Source organism: Pantoea sp. BL1, assembly GCF_000963985.1.
GTDB classification, from domain to species: Bacteria; Pseudomonadota; Gammaproteobacteria; order Enterobacterales; family Enterobacteriaceae; genus Pantoea; species Pantoea rwandensis_B.
In genome coordinates this window covers 27,575-43,537 of sequence record NZ_JZRH01000060.1, presented here as the reverse complement: position 1 = coordinate 43,537, position 15,963 = coordinate 27,575, and the positions used below count along the sequence as shown (strand labels likewise).

Here is a 15,963-nt window from a genome sequence, read left to right as displayed (position 1 = left end):
CCTACAAGGCCTTACGCCATCATGCCCATCGTACTGCGTTCCTTAATGCGTGATCGTATTTTGCATTTGTTGTTGCTGTTGGGTGTGATTTTATTGCCGCTGGCGGAGTATCGTTGGCCGCAATTGCCTGCCGCCGTTGACTGGCACACCATCATGACGCTCACCGGGCTATTGATGCTGACCAAAGGACTGGAAAACAGCGGCTATTTCGATGTGCTCGGCGCACGTCTGGTACAGCGCTTTCAACATGAGCGCACGCTGGCGCTGTTTATGGTCTGTGCCGCAGCGCTACTTTCCACCTTTCTCACCAACGATGTGGCACTTTTTATTCTGGTGCCGCTGACGCTGACGTTGCGCAAATTCTCGCGTCTGCCGATTTCTCGTCTAATTATTTTTGAAGCGCTGGCGGTGAATGCTGGATCGCTGCTGACGCCAGTAGGCAATCCGCAAAATATTCTGTTGTGGAGTCACGGCACACTCAGCGTGCCAGGTTTTATTCTGCAAATGGCACCGTTGGCTGCGGTGTTGATGATCAGCCTGATGGCACTCACCTGGTGGAGTTTTCCCAAACGAACCATTCAGAAGCATGCGCAAAGCGAAACCCACCAGTGGCAAAAACCATTATTTATCATCAGTGTGCTGCTCTATCTGGTATTTATTGTGGCTTTAGAGCTGAAAATGACCGGATGGGCGCTGTTGTTGGTGGCAGGCTGCTTCCTGATTATGGCGCGAGGCGTATTAATCAGTATCGACTGGAGTTTGCTGCTGGTATTTGTCGCGATGTTCATTGATGTTTTTTTACTGATGCATCTTCCTTTGCTGCAACCGCATTTCGCCGCAATAGGTCACTTAAGCGAAGGGGGAATGTATTTGTTGGCGATCGGTCTTTCACAGATCATCAGTAATGTGCCAGCCACCATTCTGTTGCTGCAAAAAGTGCCGCCTTCTGAGGTGCTCGCCTGGGCCGTCAACATTGGCGGATTCGGCTTGTTGCCGGGTTCACTGGCTAACCTGATTGCGCTGCGTATGGCGCAGGACAGCAAAGTCTGGTGGCGCTTTCACCTGTTTTCTCTGCCCATGCTGGCGTGGTCGATGCTGTGCGGTTGGTTTCTGTTGCACTGGCTACATTAAGGTAGCCAATTTGTCCTGCAGGTGAAGCTGACGCGCTGGTTATTCAGCGCGTTATCGCACTCAGTGGCAGAAAATGCGTTGATTGTTGGGTTGTGTAAAGTTGTACTGGCATTTGTCAATTTTCGATCTAAGGTTAAGTTGACCGTTTTTGCCCGTGGATCGGGATCACAGCCAGCGATGATAACTTATGAGTGATAACCACAATCAGCCGCCCGCTCGCGAGCAGCAGGATGCACAGCACGCTTCAGACTCCAGTCAAGAAAACAATGAACCGCAACGTAAACGCCCCGGCAAAAAGCCCCTGATCATTCTTGCCATCGTGGTCGTGATCATGCTGCTGGTGGGACTGTGGTTCTGGTTTACCACGCGCAATATTGAAAGCACGGATGATGCCTTTACCGAAGGCGATGCGGTAACCATCGCGCCGAAAGCGGCGGGTTATGTGGTGAAACTACTGGTGAGAGACAACCAGCGAGTGAAGCAGGGGGATTTGCTGGTGGAGATCGACCCGCGCGATACCAGTGCCCAACGCGATCAGGCCAAAGCCCAACTCGGTCTGGCGAAGGCGCAACTGCATCAGGCACAGGCGCAATTAGCGCTGTCTCGCGTGCAGTATCCTGCGCAGCGCGATCAGGCGTTAGCCGATCAAGCAAAAGCTCAGGCCAATCTTTTGAATGCGCAGGCGGATTATCGTCGTCAGCGCGGCGTAGATCCTCGCGCGACTTCCCAACGCAACATCGATACTGCAGCCGCGCAGTTGCGCTCCGCTGAAGCACAAATGCAAAGTGCTAAAGCGCAGGTCGAAGTGGCTTCACAGGTGCAATTGCAGATTCGTCAGCAGGAAACCAATGTGGAGGCGCGCCAGCAGCAGGTTGAGCAGGCGCAGGCACAGCTCAACACCGCCGAACTGAATCTCTCTTATACCCAAGTGCGCGCCCCCTACGATGGCTTTGTCACCAAGCGTAACGTGCAGGTCGGCACACTGGTACAGGCCGGCACGGCGCTGTTTTCACTGGTGTCGCCGGATATCTGGATCAATGCCAACTTCAAAGAGTCACAGCTGGCACGGATGAATCCTGGTGACAAAGTGGATATCAGTATCGATGCCTGGCCTGATATGAAGCTGGAAGGGCACGTTGATAGCGTGCAGATGGGCTCCGGCTCGCGCTTCTCCACCTTCCCGGCCGAAAATGCCACCGGTAACTATGTGAAAATTGTGCAGCGCGTGCCGGTGAAAATCGTTATCGATAAAGGGTTGGATCCGAATCATCCGCTGCCACTGGGCCTGTCGGTTGAGCCGAAGGTCACCGTCGAATGAGTGCGAGCGAAAGCTGGCGTCCGGCCAGCAATCCCTGGCTGGTCGCCATCACGGTGACGCTGGCGGTGTTTATGGAGATCCTCGACACCACCATCGTTAACGTGGCGCTGCCGCACATTGCCGGCTCACTCTCTTCCAGTTACGACGAATCCACCTGGGTGCTGACTTCCTATTTGGTAGCCAACGGCATTGTGTTGCCCATTTCCGCCTTCTTTAGCCGCTTGTTTGGGCGTAAACAGTTCTTCCTGATCTGTATTGTCATGTTCACCATCTGCTCGTTCCTGTGCGGTATCGCCACCGAGCTATGGCAAATCATTCTGTTCCGCGTGTTGCAGGGCTTTTTCGGCGGCGGTTTGCAGCCGGTGCAGCAATCGGTGCTCCTCGATTACTTTAAAGCGGAAGACCGTGGCAAAGCTTTTGGTCTCTCGTCGATTGCGATTATCGTTGCGCCAGTGATCGGCCCCACACTCGGCGGCTGGATCACCGATAACTATAGCTGGCGCTGGGTGTTCTTCATTAACATCCCCGTCGGCATTTTAACGGTGCTGGCGATCTATCAGCTGCTGGAAGATCCGCCGTGGGAGCGTAAATGGGCAAAGGGCAAGCTGAAGATCGATTACATCGGCATCAGCTTGATCACCCTTGGACTCGGCTGTTTGCAGGTGTTCCTCGACCGTGGCGAAGATGAAGACTGGTTTGCCTCGCACTTTATTCGCCTGTTTTGCATGCTGGCGGTGATCGGCATTGTCGGCGCCGTCTACTGGTTGCTGTATGCACGTAAACCAGTGGTGGATATCACGGTCATGAAAGATCGTAACTTCTGGGTGGCCGGTTTGCTGATGGCAGGCATGGCGATGATTCTGTATGGCAGTTCGGTGGTACTTCCACAGCTGGCGCAGCAGGATCTGGGCTATACCGCGACCTGGTCGGGGCTGGTACTCTCGCCAGGTGCGATATTGATCGTTCTGACTATTCCGCTGGTGCTGAAGCTGATGCCGATTGTGCAAACACGCTACATCATTGCTTTCGGCTTTACCTGTCTCGCCAGCGCCTTCTTTTATTCCACGACCTTAACGCCGAACGTTGATTTTACCACCCTGGTATTAATGCGCAGTGCGCAATCGATAGGGCTGGGTTTTCTGTTTGTGCCGCTGACTACCATTGCTTTTATTACGGTGCCGCAACGGCTCAATGCGGATGCATCGGCATTGTTTACCATGTTCCGTAATGTGGCGGGATCGATCGGGATTTCACTGGCAACGGCAGGGATTACCGAACGTATGCAGACGCGCTCAGCGAATATGGTGCATAACATGACGCCGCTTAACGAGCCGTTCAACCTGACTTTGCAGCATTGGGCGCAGGCGATTCGCGACTTTACCAGCGCCGTCGGTGATCCACTGACGCTGGCGACCGGTCAGCTGTACAAAGAGATGATTGCGCAGGCGCGTATCCTTGCGTATATCGACGTATTTATGGGGCTGAGTATTGTGGCCTTGCTGTTGATTCCATTTTGTTGGTTGCTTTCGCCGATCAAGAGCGAAGGCAGTGCAGGAGCACATTAAAATGATCACCTCTTCGCGCTTGAGTTTGCTGGCGCTCTCTCTGCTTCTGGCGGGTTGCGCTGTGGGTCCTGATTATCAGCCTCCCCATGCACAGACACCGGGCAGCTATCGCGATTTACCATCGCAGGAAGCCTCAAAGCCGCAATCGGCGGCCACCAACCCGCTATGGTGGAAAAGCTTTAATGACCCACAGCTGGATAGCCTGATCGAACGCGCCATCGCAGGTAACTTAACCTTGCAGCAATCGGTACTGCGCATTGCCGGTGCGCGTGATCAACTGGCACAGGCGCGCGGAGGGCTTTTTCCGTCACTCAATGGTTCAGCCAAAGTGACCCGTCAGCAGTTGGGTTTAAAAGGCTTACTTAAGTCCAACGGGGTTTACGATCAGGTGGACAGTGACGTTGCCAGCCAGCTGAATGGCCTCGATCACTCTGTCACGCTGTACCAGGGTAGCTTTGACGCCAGCTGGGAGCTGGATCTGTGGGGCAAAGTGCGGCGTCAGATGGAAGCCGCAGATGCGCAGCAGCAGGCCGCCATCGAACAGCGCAATGATGCGCTCGTGTCGCTCGAAGCGGAAGTGGCGCGCGCCTATCTGCAACTGCGCGGCGCGCAAGCGGTGCTCAACACGCTGCAGCAGCAAATCGATGTGGCGCAGCAAACCTGGGAACTGACGCAAAGCCAGCAACGTAACGGCATGGCACCGCTCACCGATGTGGAAAACGCGCGTGCACAGCTGGCCTCGTTGAATGCGCAATTGCCAGGTTATCAATCGCAGGAGCGGCAGGCCATGAATGGCTTAGCGGTTTTGCTGGGCAAAACGCCGGGCGCACTGGATAATGAGTTGATGAGCAGTAAAGCGTTACCCGCGCTGCCGAAAATGGTGGCGGTGGGGATCCCATCCACGCTGGCGCGACGACGTCCGGATATTCGGCAAGCGGAAGCCAATCTGCATGCGCAGACCGCCAACATCGGCGTGTCGGTGGCGGATCTGTTCCCCAGCCTGTCACTGACGGGTCAACTCGGGGTTCGCAACACCGATGCCAGCTATCTGGATGACTGGAGCAGCCATTTCTACAGCATTGGACCTTCGCTCTCCATTCCGATTTTCCAGGGCGGGCGTTTGGTCTCCAGTGTGAAACTGGCGCGCGCGCAGCAGGCCAATGCGGCGCTGGAATATCGCCAGACGGTGCTGACCGCCTTGCAGGATGTCGAGAATGCCCTGGTCAGCTATCGCGCCGATCAGCAGCAGGTGACAGCTCTGGATGAAACCACTGGCGCATTGCAGAGAGCATTTGATCTCGCCAGTGATAGCTACAAGCAGGGGATTTCCACCTTCCTGGATGTGTTGGACGCACAGCGCCAGTTAGCGCAGGCAGAAGCACAATCGACACAGGCACGCATGCAGAGTGCACTGGATTTAGTCGCGTTGTACAAAGCGCTGGGCGGCGGCTGGGAACCTTATCAGAACGTTAATTTGCCTGAATATTCCGTGTTTGGCCCTGCCACCACGGTGCCTTAATCATAAAAGGGGGCAGTCTGCGGGCTGCCCCAGCATTAGGCATTACACTCCACCCATTTTGGAATGAAAATTTTCATTTTGGATTAAATGCAAATTCCCCTCTGATCACTCTTCACCGATTTACACGCAGTAAAGCCGCTTTTTGTGATCTGCTCCGCATGCAAATGCGGTGTTTATGATCTATCGCGCAAAATTTAAATTTCATAATTATTCCTGTTGGTTGAAATAAACTATTTTTAAATCTTCTCTCACTGTTAAGGATTGGATTATGCCGCGGGAAAACTACCTTACCCCCAACAAAGCATCAGGGCCGAACAGCAGCACGCGCACTGAACCCTTTGTGAAGGTAATAGCAATGATTGCCACCTTAGGGGGGTTGCTGTTCGGCTATGACACCGGTGTGATTTCTGGCGCACTGTTATTTATGGGTAACGATCTCCATCTGACACCCTTTACCACGGGGTTGGTCACCAGCAGCCTGCTGTTTGGCGCGGCTTTTGGTGCCCTGGCGTCAGGCCACTTTGCCGCCGCGGCCGGGCGGAGAAAAATCATTCTGGTGCTGGCGGTGATTTTCGCCATTGGCGCAATCGGCACCGCGTTAGCACCTGACGTTGAATGGATGATTTTCTTCCGCCTGGTATTGGGTGTGGCGGTGGGGGGAGCGTCAGCGACGGTTCCGGTGTACATCGCGGAGATGGCGCCCGCCAACAAACGTGGCCAGTTAGTGACCATGCAAGAACTGATGATCGTCTCCGGGCAGATGTTGGCTTACATCTCCAACGCCGGATTTAACGCGGTATGGGGCGGTGATACCACCTGGCGCTGGATGCTGGCGGTCGCGACGGTGCCTGCCGTGCTGCTGTGGTTTGGCATGCTGTTTATGCCCGACTCACCGCGTTGGTATGCGATGAAAGGGCGGTTGGCGGAAGCGCGTCAGGTGCTGGAACGCACGCGAGCTAAACAAGATGTTGAGTGGGAACTCACGGAAATAGAAGAGACCTTAGCTGAAGAGCAACATGAAACGCGCCCACGCCTGCGTGAACTTCGCCAACCCTGGCTGTTTAAATTATTTTTGATTGGCGTGGGGATTGCGGTCATACAGCAGTTAACCGGGGTGAATACCATCATGTATTACGCTCCGACCATGTTAAAAGCCGTGGGCATGAGCGATAACGCAGCCTTAATTGCCACCATCGCCAATGGCGTTATTTCGGTATTAATGACTTTCGTTGGTATCTGGCTGCTGGGGCGCATTGGGCGCCGTACCATGACGATGTTAGGGCAGTTTGGCTGTACCGCCTGTCTGGTGTTTATTGGTGCCGTCAGTTATTTCATGCCGGAGACGGTAAATGGTCAACCTGATGTACTGCGCAGTTATATGGTGCTGCTGGGAATGCTGATGTTTTTGAGTTTCCAGCAAGGAGCACTCTCACCCGTGACCTGGTTGCTATTGTCTGAAATTTTCCCTACACGTCTACGTGGAATATTTATGGGCGGTGCCGTGTTTGCTATGTGGATCGCTAATTTCCTTATCTCGCTGATGTTCCCGATCCTGTTGGCATCGGTGGGCTTATCGGGAGCGTTCTTTATTTTTGCGCTAGTCGGAATAGGAGGAGCCATTTTTGTGGTTCGCTATGTACCAGAAACACGAAATCGTTCGCTGGAACAGATCGAGCATTATTTGCACGACTGGCTGTCAAATGAAGAACCGCAACCGCAGTTGACGCACGCTGTGAAGAAAAGCTCGTAACCTGAGGTGACGTTTTATGAGGGTATGACGTTTTATGAGGGTAAAAGCCGGTGCATGCGCTGGCTTTTTATCGTAAAGGGGGATAAAAATGCGATTGTGCTATCAACTGTAAAAATATAATAATCACCTGTGAAAATAGATTTTCGTCCATAACATTAATCTTCATTAATCTGCGAACACACTTCAGCCAGACAAGGCATTAGCCGCTAAATGCTTGTTTATCAGCCGGGAATAACCTCTGAAATCGGTACCAGTTCCAGTCGGTGGTACTAAAATGCTGTTGTTAATTCACCGTTAATTAAAGCTTCTCGCTGGGGGGACCGCTCAAATTGTGAATACGTTAATCAGTTAGGAATTATCCGTCCGCATAAATTAATTTATTTTTTTATTTGAATTGGGTAATCTTGCCACTACAGTTTATTTAAACCCCCTTAAGCAAGGACCTTGTGATGAGTGACGCATTTAAAGTTCTGAACAACATTCGCACATTACGTGCGCAGGCTCGTGAACTGCCATTGACCGATCTGGAAGAGATTCTGGAGAAATTAACCGTGGTGGTGACTGAGCGCCGCGACGAAGTTCATGCAGAAGAAGCGCAGAATCGCGAGAAAGAAGAAAAGCTGTCTAAATACCGCGAAATGCTGCTGGCTGACGGTATTGACCCGAACGAATTGCTGGGTGCGCTGGAAACCGGTAAAAAACGCGCGAAGCGTGCACCGCGTCCGGCTAAATATTCTTACACCGATGAGAACGGTGAAGAGAAATCATGGACCGGCCAGGGCCGTACCCCAGCAGCGATTAAGAAAGCGCTGGACTCTGGTAAAAGCCTGGATAGCTTCCTGATCAAATAATCTACACAATCCTTGTAAGCGGGAGCCGAAGACCACGTTGTCTTCGGCTTTTTTATTTCTCTATTTACAACAACGCGTTCAACGCCTTCGCTCGCTGCCCGCAGGCGCAGAGGTGGCGTCCCGGTGCTGCTTTCTGGCATAATGCCCGCTGTTTTTTCCTCCACTGCGTAACAAAGGTCAATGCCGTGTTAGTTTCCAGCAATATTACTATGCAGTTCGGCAGTAAGCCGCTGTTTGAGAATATCTCCGTTAAGTTTGGCGGCGGTAATCGTTACGGTTTAATCGGTGCGAACGGCAGCGGTAAATCGACCTTCATGAAAATACTGGGCGGCGACCTGGTACCAACCAACGGTAATGTTTCACTCGACCCTAACGAGCGTATCGGTAAGTTACGCCAGGACCAATTTGCTTTTGAGCAATTTAGCGTGCTGGATACGGTGATTATGGGTCACGCCGAATTATGGGCGGTGAAGGAAGAGCGCGACCGTATTTATGCTTTGCCAGAAATGAGCGAAGAGGAAGGCTATAAAGTTGCCGACCTGGAAGTCGAATACGGTGAAATGGATGGTTACAGCGCGGAATCTCGTGCCGGAGAATTATTACTGGGCGTGGGTATTCCGGTAGAACAGCATTACGGTCCGATGAGCGAAATCGCACCAGGTTGGAAACTGCGTGTGCTGTTGGCGCAGGCATTATTCTCAAACCCGGATATTTTGCTGCTCGACGAACCGACGAACAACCTGGATATTGATACCATTCGTTGGCTGGAGCAGGTGCTAAACGAACGTAACAGTACCATGATTATCATTTCGCATGACCGTCACTTCCTGAATATGGTGTGTACGCACATGGCGGATCTGGATTACGGCGAGCTGCGCGTGTATCCAGGAAATTATGACGAATATATGACCGCGGCGACGCAAGCGCGTGAACGTTTAATTTCTGATAACGCGAAGAAGAAAGCGCAAATTGCTGACCTGCAATCGTTTGTTAGCCGTTTTAGTGCCAACGCCTCTAAATCGCGTCAGGCTACTTCGCGTGCCAAGCAGATTGATAAAATTAAACTGGATGAAGTGAAAGCGTCCAGCCGTCAGAACCCTTATATCCGTTTTGACCAGGATAAGAAGCTGTTCCGTAATGCGCTGGAAGTTGAGGCACTGACAAAAGGATTTGATAACGGTCCGCTGTTCAGCAAGCTTAATCTGATGGTTGAAGTTGGCGAGAAAGTGGCTATTTTGGGCGCCAACGGTATCGGTAAAACCACGTTGCTGAAAACATTGGTCGGCGAGCTAACGCCTGACAACGGCACCGTGAAATGGTCCGAGAATGCGCTCATTGGTTATTACGCGCAGGATCATGCCGAAGATTTCGCCGATGACCTGAGTGTTTTCGACTGGATGAGCCAGTGGAAGCAGGAAGGTGACGATGAGCAAGCGGTGCGCAGTATTCTGGGCCGTCTGCTGTTTGGTCATGATGAAATCAAGAAGCCTGCTAAAGTGCTGTCCGGTGGTGAGAAAGGCCGCATGTTGTTTGGCAAGCTGATGATGCAGAAGCCTAACATCTTGATCATGGATGAACCGACCAACCACCTCGATATGGAATCGATTGAATCGCTTAACCTGGCACTTGAAGGTTACGAAGGCACTCTGATTTTCGTTTCACATGACCGTGAGTTTGTTAGTTCACTGGCAACCCGCGTGATGGAGATGAAGGGCGATCGCATTATCGACTTCACCGGCAACTACGAAGATTATCTGCGCAGTCAGGGTATCGTTTAAGATCGTTACACCCCTGTAGCCTCGTCCGCCGCATCCCTGCGGCGGGCGTTTTACTTTGGTTCGCCAGTTCGCCGGAAAGTTCTGCACCGTCAGGCATAAATGGTGGGCCGCTCCGTAAAGACGGCGTGAATACATCCCTGTAGCCTCGACCGCCGCATCCCTGCGGCGAACGCTTTACTCCGGACCCACCATTCCTGCCTTTATCAATATTTGTGCTTTCTGTTGGTTAATTTAGCCTGCGCGAACAACGATTGGATTTAAACAGCCACACCAAAGTTTAAAGGGAAGATAAGGTTCGCCCGAAGAGCAAAGCGTCTGGGCCAGGGATGGCCCAGCCGATCGGCATGGATGCCGGTTTCCTTTGCGATCGGGCGGACCTTATCTGACCCTGCGCCTAACCTTCAGCGAAAACAGCCAAATCCACCATCATCCATGCAAACGCGGCTGCTAAGTCCTTGGTAACTTTGCAATCGGGCTAACCTTATCTGACCCTGCACCCAACCTTCAGCGAAACCAGTGAAACCAGCCAAATTAGCCAATCTGCCCAATATTCACATACTGGGTTTCCAGGTACTCCTCCAGCCCAACATCCGCGCCCTCGCGCCCTAATCCTGAGGCTTTCACGCCACCAAACGGCGCCACTTCTGTGGAGATAATCCCTTCGTTAACGCCGACCATGCCGCTCTCCAGTTGTGGAGTGACGCGCAGCGCCCGCGCCAGATCACGGGTAAACAGATAGGCGGCCAGGCCATAAGGCGTATTATTGGCGCGCTCAATCACTTCCTGTTCCGTACGGAATCGGAAGCAGGCGGCAACAGGGCCGAAAGTTTCTTCGTGCGCCAGACGCATCTGTTCATTGGCATCGGCCAGCACCGTGGGCTGATAAAAGCTGCCACCCAACGCATGACGCTCGCCACCGCAAACCAAACGCGCACCGTGCTGCAAGGCATCCTGCACATGCGCTTCGACCTTCTCCATAGCTTGCTGATGAATCAGTGGCCCCTGCTGTGCGCCTGGTGTCAGGCCCGGTGCGACTTTCAACGCGTTAGCCGCCGCAGCCAGTTTGGTGACGAATTGATCATACACGCCATCCTGTACGTAAAAGCGGTTCACGCAGATACAGGTCTGTCCGCTGTTGCGGAATTTGGCTGCCATGGCGCTTTCGATTGCGGCATCAATATCGGCATCATCGAACACGATAAACGGTGCATTACCGCCCAGCTCCAGCGACAACTTCTTCACTGAACTCGCGGCATCACGCATCAGCAACTGGCCAACGGCCGTAGAGCCGGTGAAGGAAATCTTCCGTACCGTATCGTGGTGCGTCAGCGTGTGGCCAATCTCCACCGTTTCCCCGCTCACCGCATTCAGCACGCCAGCCGGAACGCCAGCCTGTTCCGCCAGTACCAACAGGGCAAAGGCTGACAGCGGTGTCTCATTCGCCGGCTTCACAATCGCGGTACAACCGGCGGCCAGCGCCGGTCCCAGCTTGCGCGTCAACATCGCCAGCGGGAAATTCCATGGCGTTATCGCGGCGACCACGCCCACGGGCTGTTTCAGCGTCAGGATCAGATTTCCGGCCTTGGTTGAAGGGATCGTCTTGCCGTTGGCCCGCTTGCCTTCCTCGGCAAACCATTCAATAAAACTGGCGGCGTAAAGCACTTCGCCACGCGCTTCTGCCAGCACTTTTCCTTGTTCCTGTACCACCAACTGCGCCAGCGCTTCCTGATTCTCGAGAATCAATTGATACCAGCGTTGTAAGATTGCTGCACGCGCTTTGGCGGTTAAGGCACGCCAGGCGGGCAGGGCGGCGGCAGCGGCATCAATCGCGCGGGTGGTTTCCGCTGCGCCAACGTTGGCCACCTGCGCCACCACGCTGTTGTCAGCGGGATTGGTCACATCATAAGTGCGATCGCTTTCCAGCCATTGTCCATTGCAATACCAGCCGGTACGCAGCAGTGAAGATGTCATGCGATATTCCTTGCAGATTGAAATGAGTTATCCGTAAACACCGTGCGCGCAGCACGGCTATGACGGGCGATACGTTTACCCGCGGTGTAATCGTTGATCACGTCGCACGGCGTATAGTTGCGTTCCAGTTCGAAGCGCTCTTCGCTATCCAGCGGGGTATGCAGTGCAGCAATCGCGCTATCCAGTTGGGCAACGCTGTCTGCGCCTACCAGCATCGAATCCACACCGGGATGGGACAACACCCAGGCCTGAGCAATCTGCGCACTGGTCAACCCGCGCGCGGCGGCAACACGGCCAACGGATTCCGCAATCTGGATCGAGGCTTCATCGGCATACATTTCACGTGTGAAAAAATCGGTTTGATTGCGGATGGATTGCGCATCGCCACTCAACAGCCCGCGCGCCAGTGGGCTAAACACGGAAACGCCCAGCCCCTGATCACGGCAGAACGGCATCATTTCGCGTTCCTCCTCGCGGTAGGCGCAGTTCAGTTGCAGTTGCATATTGATCGGTTTCACAAACCCGTTGCGTTCGCAGCACCACAAAATCTTCGCCAGTTGCCAGCAATACATGGTGGAAACGCCGACGTAGCGTGCTTTGCCGCTACGCACGATGCTGTTCATCGCTTCCCACGTCTCTTCGATTGGTGTGCTCACGTCGAAGTAGTGCAGCATGTAGATATCAACATAGTCGGTGCCAAGGCGGCGCAGACTGCCATCAATACTGTCGAGAATGTGCTTACGCGAGTGGCCCTGATTGTTCTGACCTCCGCCAAGGGGATAACCGACTTTGGTGGTCAGCACCAGTTCATCACGCTGGGCGATACGTTTTAGAACGCGGCCTACCACTTCTTCACCGGCACCGCTGGAGTAGAAATCGGCCAGATCGATAAAGTTAATGCCGCTCTCCAGCGCGTGACGAATAATCGGCTCGCTTTGTGCCTCGTCAAAAATCCACGGTTTCCAGCTCTTGCTGCCCATATTCATGGTGCCGAGGCAAAGACGCGACACCTGTAAACCACTGTGGCCCAGTTTGATGTATTCCATGCTGCAACTCCTGCTACTTTGGGGAATAAAAGGGATTGCCCAACTCGGGCAGGGCATTGATTAACTGCTGACGTCCTGGCAGCTTCTCCATGGCCGCTTCTATCGCCACCTTGCAGGCGCGATAGTTATTAGCAAACACTTCATCGAGATCGGTACAGCCCGGATTCACCCAGTTAGCGGTGACAATGCACCACTCATCTTCGGCTTCCGGTGGCAACGTGCCTTGCAACTGCGCCTCGGTTACGGCTTTGGCAATCGCTGCCTGTGAAGCACCCCAGGTGGCGTTGCCGTGCAGATCGCTACTGATAGCGGCTTTGTTGACATACAGCGTCATCGGCTTGGCTGGCACGTTAGGCTTGATCACCACCATAAATGGGCAGTGGCCTTGGGAAGGCGTCGCCAGGCTGGTGGAGAAGGCCTGACCTACCACGCCGCTGCGCGGTCCAATCATGATATTGATATGCGAAGCGTTAACGCCGTCGCCTGCAAAGCCTTCACCGATATACATTTCCATCATTGCCTCCAGTTAAAGATGTTGTGTTGAAGTTGAAGCGTTAGGGCTGAGCGCTTTATCTACCGCCGGGGTCTCTTGAGAAGCGTCAGTGAGCGTCAGACCTTTGGTTTCGGGTGCCCAGGCGATGGACACCAGCGCGCCGAGCACCAGAATGGCCGCCAGCAAACCCATGGTGCCGGCGATGCCGTAATTGACGATGGCGAGTGGCAGCAGCAGCGTACCCACCGCCGAGCCCAGTCGGCTCATCGAGGTGGCGAAACCTACGCCGCGAGATCGCACATCGGTAGGGAAGCTCTCCGCCGGGAACACGCCCACCAGATTGCTCACTGCCGACATAATCAGCGTGAAAGCGGCAAACAGCAGAATCAGCCAGATACCGGGACTGGTGTGCAGCAGGCTCAGCAGCAGCAAACAGGCCGCAAGGAAAATAAAGGAACCGATCAGGAAGCCTCGGCGCGAGCACATCGCCGTGAGCACAATGCCCAGCACGGCACCTACCAGCAGCAGACCGCTTAGCAGCAGGTCGGTGGCAAAGCCTTGATCAAGACCCATCTCGCGCAGGATGGCGGGCAGGAAGGTGTAGATGGCGAAATAAGGGATCACCAGACAGACAAAGAACAGGCAGTTAAAGGCGGTACGGCGACGATAGCGCGGGCGGAAAAGTGCGCTCAGGCTGCCATCCTGCTCCTGCTGTTTCTCTTCCTGTAATGTGACGTGTGAGCCAAACAAACGATGAACGATGGCCATGGCTTCCTCTCGACGGCCACGACGTAATAGCCAGCGCGGGGATTCCGGCGTACCTATACGCAACAGCAAGATCGCCAAAGCCGGTAGAGCAGAGGACGCGAGTAACCAGCGCCAGCCATCAACGTGTGCCTGCAGTGCCAGATGTCCAGCAAAGCTGGCGGCGACATAGCCGACAGTCCACAGCACGCTGAAGGCTCCCAACAGTACGCCGCGATGTTTGCGCGGGGCAAACTCCGCCAGAATGGTATGACCGACCGAGAAGTCACCGCCTAAGCCGAAGCCAATCAGCACGCGCAGCAAGAACAGTTGCTCTGCTGACTGGGCAAAAAACTGCATGCCGGATGCGAGGGTAATCAGGATAAAGCTGAAGCAGAAAATCTTTTGGCGGCCGACGCTGTCGGCGATCCAACCGAGAATCAGGCTACCGAGAAATAACCCGATCAACGCCGAGCTGCCAATCATGCCTTGCCAGAATGGCGTGAGTGACATTTGCGGCGTCATCTGTGTCAGCGCAAAGCCAACGGAACCGAGAATGTAGCCATCGGTGAGATGCGCACCGAAGGTGAGCCCGGTGATTTTGAGGTGAAAGCGATTTAAGGGTACATCATCCATCAGAGTCGTTTGCGTCATGTTCCTTCCTCCTTCGGGGAGAGATGGTTGTTATTTTATTGTTATCTGGATGAGAAATTACTGTGACATTGGAGCCGGGGGCAGGCCAGTGCGAAAAAGTCATACCCCTATTCCGCAATTTCCTGTGATTGCACTCAAAAATTTAGGTTTACGTTCTCCGTTACCGTCTGGGTTGTGGTTAGATTGGCGCGATGTTTTACCGCCTGGCTGCTGGAGTCAGAATGAGAAAGTTGCCTTCACTCAGTATGTTACGGCTGTTCGAAGAGACCTGTCGTACGCTGAGCTTCAGTAAAGCCGCCGATGCCTTGTTCATGACGCAGAGCGCCGCCAGCCGCCAGATGCGCCAGCTGGAAACCTTCCTTGGGAAAGATCTGTTCGTTCGTAGCCACAGCGGATTGATGCTGACGCCGGAAGCCATCCAGCTTTTGCCAGTGGTTCGTCAGTCGCTGGATCTGCTGGAAGAGGGCGTACGCAGCGTGCAGCAACACAACCCCCGTCAACACCTGCGTTTACAGGTCGCCCCTACGTTTGCCACGCGCTGGTTAGCGCCGCGTCTGGTGTCATTGCGTCAACAGCATCGTCAGCTGCAAATCATGCTGATCAGTGAAGCGCGGCAGAAATACAGCGACTTCGATTGCGCGATTCGTTTTGGCTCGCAGCAGGATGCGCAAGAGGCAGGCGCGGAAGGAGAATGGCTGTGTCATGAAACGCTGGTGCTGGTGGGCAGTCCGCTGCTGATGCTGGATGGCATCTGGCCAGATATCAGCCTGATGCCGCAGTTGCACGTGTTGAATGGCGACAGTCGGCTGGATAATTGGTCTCGCTGGTATCAGGCCTGCGGTGAAACTGCACCGCCGGAAGATAACGGATTGGCGTTCAGTACGCAGGATCAGGTGATCAATGCCTGTGTCACTGGCGCAGGTTTTGCCGTGCTGGATCGTGCCATGGTGCGTAACGAACTGAACAGCGGCGTGTTGGTTCAAATCTCGCCGCAATTGCTTTCCAGCGCCAATGGCTACTGGCTGGAGGTGCCATTCGGCAAACAGATGTTGCCGCGCGTGGCGGTATTTCGGGATTGGCTGCTGGCGGAGATGCAACGTTTCAACGCTGCCACGCCTGCAGCCAGCGTTATCCTTTAGTGAA

The 15,963-nt window shown here is 54.0% G+C and carries 12 protein-coding genes; 8 read left to right on the top strand and 4 right to left on the bottom strand.

Annotated features, from left to right (window positions below; genetic code table 11):
- Nucleotides 1-21: 21 nt before the first annotated feature.
- The 7 genes from VH86_RS22550 (at nucleotide 22) to VH86_RS22520 (ending at nucleotide 9,912) form a co-directional block, all read left to right on the top strand.
- Nucleotides 22-1,131 carry an SLC13 family permease gene (locus tag VH86_RS22550; protein ID WP_045834177.1) on the top strand — a complete coding sequence of 370 codons (1,110 nt, stop codon included), beginning with the start codon at nucleotides 22-24 and terminating at the stop codon, nucleotides 1,129-1,131.
- A gap of 187 nt (nucleotides 1,132-1,318) precedes the next feature.
- Nucleotides 1,319-2,449, top strand: coding sequence for an HlyD family secretion protein (locus VH86_RS22545; protein ID WP_045834176.1), 1,131 nt, complete (start codon nucleotides 1,319-1,321; stop codon nucleotides 2,447-2,449).
- Nucleotides 2,446-4,014 (top strand): DHA2 family efflux MFS transporter permease subunit, encoded by a 1,569-nt coding sequence (locus tag VH86_RS22540; protein ID WP_038647927.1) that lies wholly within the window; start codon nucleotides 2,446-2,448, stop codon nucleotides 4,012-4,014. Before VH86_RS22545 ends, VH86_RS22540 begins: the two co-directional genes overlap by 4 nt.
- Before the next feature lies 1 nt (nucleotide 4,015).
- Nucleotides 4,016-5,533: an efflux transporter outer membrane subunit gene (locus VH86_RS22535; protein ID WP_369800375.1), complete on the top strand. Its 1,518-nt coding sequence runs from the start codon at nucleotides 4,016-4,018 to the stop codon at nucleotides 5,531-5,533.
- A 268-nt stretch (nucleotides 5,534-5,801) separates the two neighbouring features.
- Nucleotides 5,802-7,283 (top strand): sugar porter family MFS transporter, encoded by a 1,482-nt coding sequence (locus VH86_RS22530; protein WP_045834175.1) that lies wholly within the window; start codon nucleotides 5,802-5,804, stop codon nucleotides 7,281-7,283.
- Between the two features lie 449 nt (nucleotides 7,284-7,732).
- A complete protein-coding gene (locus VH86_RS22525) occupies nucleotides 7,733-8,134 on the top strand; it encodes an H-NS family nucleoid-associated regulatory protein (protein ID WP_034820857.1) in 402 nt (133 codons plus the stop codon).
- Between the two features lie 185 nt (nucleotides 8,135-8,319).
- On the top strand, nucleotides 8,320-9,912 hold the full coding sequence (locus VH86_RS22520; RefSeq protein WP_045814023.1) for an ABC-F family ATPase: 1,593 nt from the start codon (nucleotides 8,320-8,322) through the stop codon (nucleotides 9,910-9,912).
- A gap of 531 nt (nucleotides 9,913-10,443) precedes the next feature.
- On the opposite strand, the gene VH86_RS22515 is transcribed toward VH86_RS22520, so the two are convergent.
- The 4 genes from VH86_RS22515 to VH86_RS22500 are packed head-to-tail and all read right to left on the bottom strand — an operon-like array spanning nucleotide 10,444 to nucleotide 14,820.
- Nucleotides 10,444-11,883, bottom strand: coding sequence for an NAD-dependent succinate-semialdehyde dehydrogenase (locus VH86_RS22515; protein WP_045834174.1), 1,440 nt, complete (start codon nucleotides 11,881-11,883; stop codon nucleotides 10,444-10,446).
- Nucleotides 11,880-12,929, bottom strand: a complete 1,050-nt coding sequence (locus VH86_RS22510) for an aldo/keto reductase (RefSeq protein ID WP_045834173.1) — start codon at nucleotides 12,927-12,929, stop codon at nucleotides 11,880-11,882. The genes VH86_RS22515 and VH86_RS22510 overlap by 4 nt, the downstream gene beginning before the upstream one ends.
- A gap of 13 nt (nucleotides 12,930-12,942) precedes the next feature.
- Nucleotides 12,943-13,443, bottom strand: coding sequence for a formaldehyde-activating enzyme (fae, locus tag VH86_RS22505; RefSeq protein WP_045814020.1), 501 nt, complete (start codon nucleotides 13,441-13,443; stop codon nucleotides 12,943-12,945).
- Nucleotides 13,444-13,455: 12 nt separating this feature from the next.
- On the bottom strand, nucleotides 13,456-14,820 hold the full coding sequence (locus VH86_RS22500) for an MFS transporter (protein WP_045834172.1): 1,365 nt from the start codon (nucleotides 14,818-14,820) through the stop codon (nucleotides 13,456-13,458).
- 221 nt (nucleotides 14,821-15,041) lie between these two features.
- Between VH86_RS22500 and VH86_RS22495 the strand changes: the two genes are divergently transcribed.
- Nucleotides 15,042-15,959, top strand: a complete 918-nt coding sequence (locus VH86_RS22495) for a LysR substrate-binding domain-containing protein (RefSeq protein WP_045814018.1) — start codon at nucleotides 15,042-15,044, stop codon at nucleotides 15,957-15,959.
- Nucleotides 15,960-15,963 lie beyond the last annotated feature (4 nt).